The sequence below is a fragment of the Microcystis sp. M20BS1 genome, assembly GCF_020245305.1.
Classification (GTDB): domain Bacteria; phylum Cyanobacteriota; class Cyanobacteriia; order Cyanobacteriales; family Microcystaceae; genus Microcystis; species Microcystis ichthyoblabe_A.
In genome coordinates, this window is record NZ_JADBUZ010000099.1 from 1 (window position 1) to 4,507 (window position 4,507).

6 protein-coding genes and 3 pseudogenes are annotated in these 4,507 nt (G+C 40.3%); 8 read left to right on the plus strand and 1 reads right to left on the minus strand.

Annotation, left to right across the window (positions count from 1 at the left end):
* Nucleotides 1-155: 155 nt before the first annotated feature.
* A complete protein-coding gene (locus tag IM507_RS10040) occupies nt 156-302 on the minus strand; it encodes a TauD/TfdA family dioxygenase (protein ID WP_238142054.1) in 147 nt (48 codons plus the stop codon).
* A gap of 20 nt (nt 303-322) precedes the next feature.
* Here IM507_RS10040 and IM507_RS10045 point away from each other — a divergent pair.
* The 8 genes and pseudogenes from IM507_RS10045 to IM507_RS10080 all read left to right on the plus strand — a co-directional run.
* Nucleotides 323-454 (plus strand): annotated as a pseudogene (locus tag IM507_RS10045) (DUF3782 domain-containing protein); the annotation flags it as partial.
* 154 nt (nt 455-608) lie between these two features.
* Nucleotides 609-1,055, plus strand: a complete 447-nt coding sequence (locus IM507_RS10050) for a hypothetical protein (protein ID WP_123230181.1) — start codon at nt 609-611, stop codon at nt 1,053-1,055.
* A pseudogene (locus IM507_RS10055) lies at nt 1,056-3,137 on the plus strand (tetratricopeptide repeat protein); the annotation flags it as partial. It abuts the gene before it with no gap.
* A 140-nt stretch (nt 3,138-3,277) separates the two neighbouring features.
* Entirely contained in the window at nt 3,278-3,454 is a 177-nt protein-coding gene (locus tag IM507_RS10060; RefSeq protein WP_174237758.1) for a hypothetical protein, read from the plus strand.
* Nucleotides 3,451-3,651, plus strand: coding sequence for a DUF2283 domain-containing protein (locus IM507_RS10065; RefSeq protein ID WP_069474523.1), 201 nt, complete (start codon nt 3,451-3,453; stop codon nt 3,649-3,651). The genes IM507_RS10060 and IM507_RS10065 overlap by 4 nt, the downstream gene beginning before the upstream one ends.
* A 62-nt stretch (nt 3,652-3,713) precedes the next feature.
* Nucleotides 3,714-3,896, plus strand: coding sequence for a DUF1902 domain-containing protein (locus tag IM507_RS10070; RefSeq protein WP_002733867.1), 183 nt, complete (start codon nt 3,714-3,716; stop codon nt 3,894-3,896).
* A gap of 34 nt (nt 3,897-3,930) precedes the next feature.
* Complete coding sequence (locus IM507_RS10075) at nt 3,931-4,134, plus strand: hypothetical protein (protein ID WP_002732229.1); 204 nt, start codon at nt 3,931-3,933, stop codon at nt 4,132-4,134.
* Between the two features lie 233 nt (nt 4,135-4,367).
* Nucleotides 4,368-4,507: pseudogene (locus tag IM507_RS10080) on the plus strand (IS30 family transposase); the annotation flags it as partial.

Here is a 4,507-nt window from a genome sequence, read left to right on the forward strand (position 1 = left end):
AGGGATCGGGGGTAAAATTCAGGTACTTTTTCCCTGAAAATTAGGTAACTGACTACCTCAAAATCGGTAAAACCCTACACCCCACACCCCACACCCCACACCCTGCCCCCACCAACAAACTTTTTCAGCAGACCCTAGTTAACCCCCATTTCCCGTTAGGGAACATCGAACATTACCCGTTCAAGACAGCGATTGGGGTCAATGTAGGATTGGCGAGAATGGAGACAAGTATAATTATCCATGATCAAGATCTGTTCTGCTTTTAAATAGATCGGAACGTGATAGGCTTCAAACAGGGCCATTTACAAAATGTTTGAAAGAAGTAGCGGGGATTGAAATCGACCACGGCATAGATAGTTATACTTATCGGCGCGGTTTATTTGTGATGAAGCAATCAGGAGAAACGGTTAAAATCATCAACGATGTTCAGTTTCAGCCTGTGGGTTTTGCTTAACTAACAATGGGCGTATTAAAATTAGTTATTCCTTTGGAATCGAGAACAATCAAATAAATGCGATCACCGATTCATTGATACGGCGGTTTAAGCAAACGTTATTCTTTTTTTGGAAAAACTCTATCATTAGAAAAAAATCAAGAGGTTTTTGTTGATGGAACCACTCTTAGTGACTTTGATAACTTGGGCCACGAATATTGCTCCCTTGGCTGGTGCTGCTATTGCCACAGGTTTTTTAGGCAAGACTGGGGAAAATCTTAACGATTCCTTGTTGGCGACACTGCAACGCAAATTTCCTACCTCGCCAACCTTAAAGTTATTAACCGCAGGCAAAGCACCTGAAGTTGAGCAAGCCGTCATTGACTTGGAACCTGTATTAGCTGATTCGGAAGTTACAGAATTATTAACGGAAATGCGGGCGTTGATGAGCAGTAACCAGGAATTAGCCGCTAAGTTAGCCGCAACGGAAAAACAGATCCGCAATACTCAAATTAACAAGGATCAATCCCAGGGTTATCAATTCAACAAAAATGTTGAAGCTAAATTTTTGGGGGGAAACCATAACCATTACTATCCCAGTGACAATAAGAAAGAGCATTAGCTGGAGTCGTCTGGTAGGGAACAGACAAAGTTAGCCCCACCTCCGCCAGTAAATGAATGGCAGGGACGACAGGATGAAATCAAGGAACTACAAACCGCCCTCAGCAATGACAAAGTACGCTTAATCGGGATAACCGCCGCAGGAGGCTATGGGAAATCGGCTTTAGCGGTGAAGTTCAAAGAGAAGTTAAACCCTCATTGGCGGGTGTTATGGGTTAGTTTTAGGGAGCGTTATTCAGTAGCGCAATTTGGACGCTGGTTATTAGAAAATTTGGAGCAACACTACGATAAAAAATGGAACGATGAGACGTTAATTCAGCAGATGATACGGGGACTAATTACCGCGCCTTGTCTGTTGATTCTCGACAACTTAGAAACAGTAGTTCAGACGGCGGTAGATTCAGTTTATGGGGAATTTTTGAGCCGTTGGTTGGATTCCGGAAACCAGAGTAAAATCCTGATTACCAGTCGGGAACAGCCGAGTTTTGTCCCCAATTTAACGCGGCGTTGTCATTGGTTGCGCCTGGGGGGATTAGCAGCAGCGGACGCAATCCAGTTGGTGAGGGTGGATTACGGTTTGACAGGAACTAATCAAGAATTAGCCGAATTTGTCCACAAGATGGGACGACATCCTCTCTTAATGCAACTGGTTTGTAGTTGGATGAGTGATGAGTTTGGCGAAGGGGTTTCTGTCACCGAGTCGCAAAATTTGGGCTTAAATCTGTTTGATGTGGAGGGTTATCACCGCGACACGGAAACCTGTGTCAGAGAAGTGATTACCGCCAGTTTAGCGCGATTATCGAAAGAGTTTAGGGAGAGTTTAACGCGGTTATCTGTATTGCGCAAGAGTTTTGATTTAGGGTTAGCGCAGGCATTAACCCCAGAAATAACTGACCAAGATTTACGACATTTTGCTCGTTTATCCTTATTACAAGAATTTCCCCCCGAATACAATGTAAAACCGCGACGGTTTGAGTTTTTGCCTTTAATATCAATGGTGGTGCAAGATCAAGCAAATCCTGAAACATTGCGATCCGCCCATCAATTAGCCTTAGATTATTATTTAGCTCATTTACCTGTCCCTCCCTGGGAATCCTTGGAAGATTTGAAGGAATATTTAGAGGCGTTTTACCATGCAGGGGAATTGGGAGAATGGCAATTAGCTTACGATATTTTGAATGAGGATCGAGGAGGAGAAGAGAAAGATAAATCGGTTAATAGTTTTTTAGATTTACAAGGATTTTATCGTAAGCAAGCAGATCATTATGAACAGGTGATTGCAGGGAGTCAACGGGAACAAGTTTGTTATCGTAACTCGTTAAGTTATTTGGGAAGTTGTTATTGTTCCTTGGGACAGTACGAAAAAGCGATCGCCTATCACCGGCAATGTCTCGACATCAGTAAGAAAATAGAAGATTGGCAAGGGGTGGCAACTTCTCTATGTGGTTTAGGCATTTGTTATAAGTCCTTGGGGCAGTATGAAAAAGCAATTTCCTATCACCAGAAATTTCACGACATCAGTGAAGCAATGAGCGATTGGAAAGGGGTGGCAATTTCTCTCGGGAATTTAGGCAATTGTTATTATGACCTAGGACAGTATGAAAAGGCGATCGACCTCTACCAGCAATATCACGACATCAGTGAAAAAATCAGCTTTCGGCAAGGGGTGGCAATTTCTTTCGGTAATCTAAGCAATTGTTATTCTTCCTTGGGACAGTATGAAAAAGCGATCGCCTATCACCAGCAATCTCTCGACATCAGTGAAAAAATCGGCGATGAGCAAGGGGTAGCATCTTCTCTACATACTATAGGGAGTATATTGCTCAAACTAGAAAACTACAGCGAAGCAGAAAGAAAAATTCAAGCATCCTTAGTAATTTCTCAAGCTATTGATCATAAATATTTAATCGCCTATAGTTTAAGAGTCCTTGCTGAAATTGCCCACCAAACTAATCGCCCTGAACTTGCCCTCAGCCATTGCCAAGAAGCGCTTGAATTATGCCAAGAATTGGGGATTCCCTTGTTTAAATATTGTGAGGAATTGTTAGGGCAAATTCAGGGGGATGTAGCAGACAATCTATAAAATTATCCTTAACTCCCATTAAGCAAAACTATGAAAATTAACTTCATTGATACTTATAAGCAAACAATTCAATCGCCTCAATGAAATTTACTCAATACTTTTTAGCCACCAGAAAACGACCAGATCGAGCCAATATCAAAATGGAATGGATTGAATACACAATCAATAATCCTATTCTGGAAGTTCACCAAAATGATGGACGAATTCGCCGCTGGGCATTAATTGAGGAAATAGACAACAAGGCGTTGAGAGTTGTCTTACTCGAAGATGGTATCACAGTTCACAATGCTTTTTTTGATAGGAATTTTAAGCCATGAAAATCACCTACTTTCAAGATACGGATACTCTATATTTAGAGTTCAATAACAATCCTATTGTCGAGACTCAAGAAATCAATGAAAATACCTTAGTCGATCTTGATAAAAATGGGAACATTTGTGCAATTACCTTGGAACACGCCAGAAGCTTAACGGATCTGAATGCTTTTTCCCTAGAAACTATTGTCGCGTCTTAATTAGCTTCAAGTTTATAAGAGTTGTCATAATAAAATTATTCTATAAACTCTATGGATTCCCCATGCAAAACCCAATTAACCTCACTATTGAGCGCTTTCAAGAAAACGGACAAGATTACTATGTCGCCACCAGTCCCGATATACAAGGACTTGTCACTGAAGCTGATACAATAGATGCCGTCATTGATATTGCCAAAGACTTAATTCCCATCCTATTAGAATTGGAAACAAAGGAGTGTGAATAATGCAAACCGTCCACAAAATGAGGAACAATTAATTATGAACATCAAAGATTATCCCTTTGCTCAAGACTTGATTACGGATAATCAAGGTCAGATACAGCAAGTTATCATTAATTTTGAAGACTATCAACAAATAATAGAAACCTATGAAGATACTGGACTCTATCGGGCCATGATAGACGTTAAAGATGAAACTCCCTTAACTTTGGAGGAAGCTTTAATTGAATTAGAAAAAGAATGAAAATCAACTATCTTCCTACTTTTATCAAGGATCTTAAAGATTTAAAAAGTACGCCAATTCAAAAATGAAACGCATCAACCTCAAGAGTTGACAAAGAAAGGCTCATCAGGTCAGCAATTCTCATTTTAAGGTTTCATGACATTAAAACCCCTGCACCTAGAGGGGTTAATAATTCTTAACGAATCTCTAGATCGCTGAAACAACGCAAAATCGTTTCAAAATGAGAATTGCTGGAAATCAATAGAGTCACAGAAAAACTTTTTCAAGAGATTCACCCTGACAAAAGAAAAACCTTTACTTGTGACAACGGCAAAGAATTTTGTGGACATCAAGAGTTGAGTCAGAAACTAGGAGCAGATTTTTATTTTGCTAC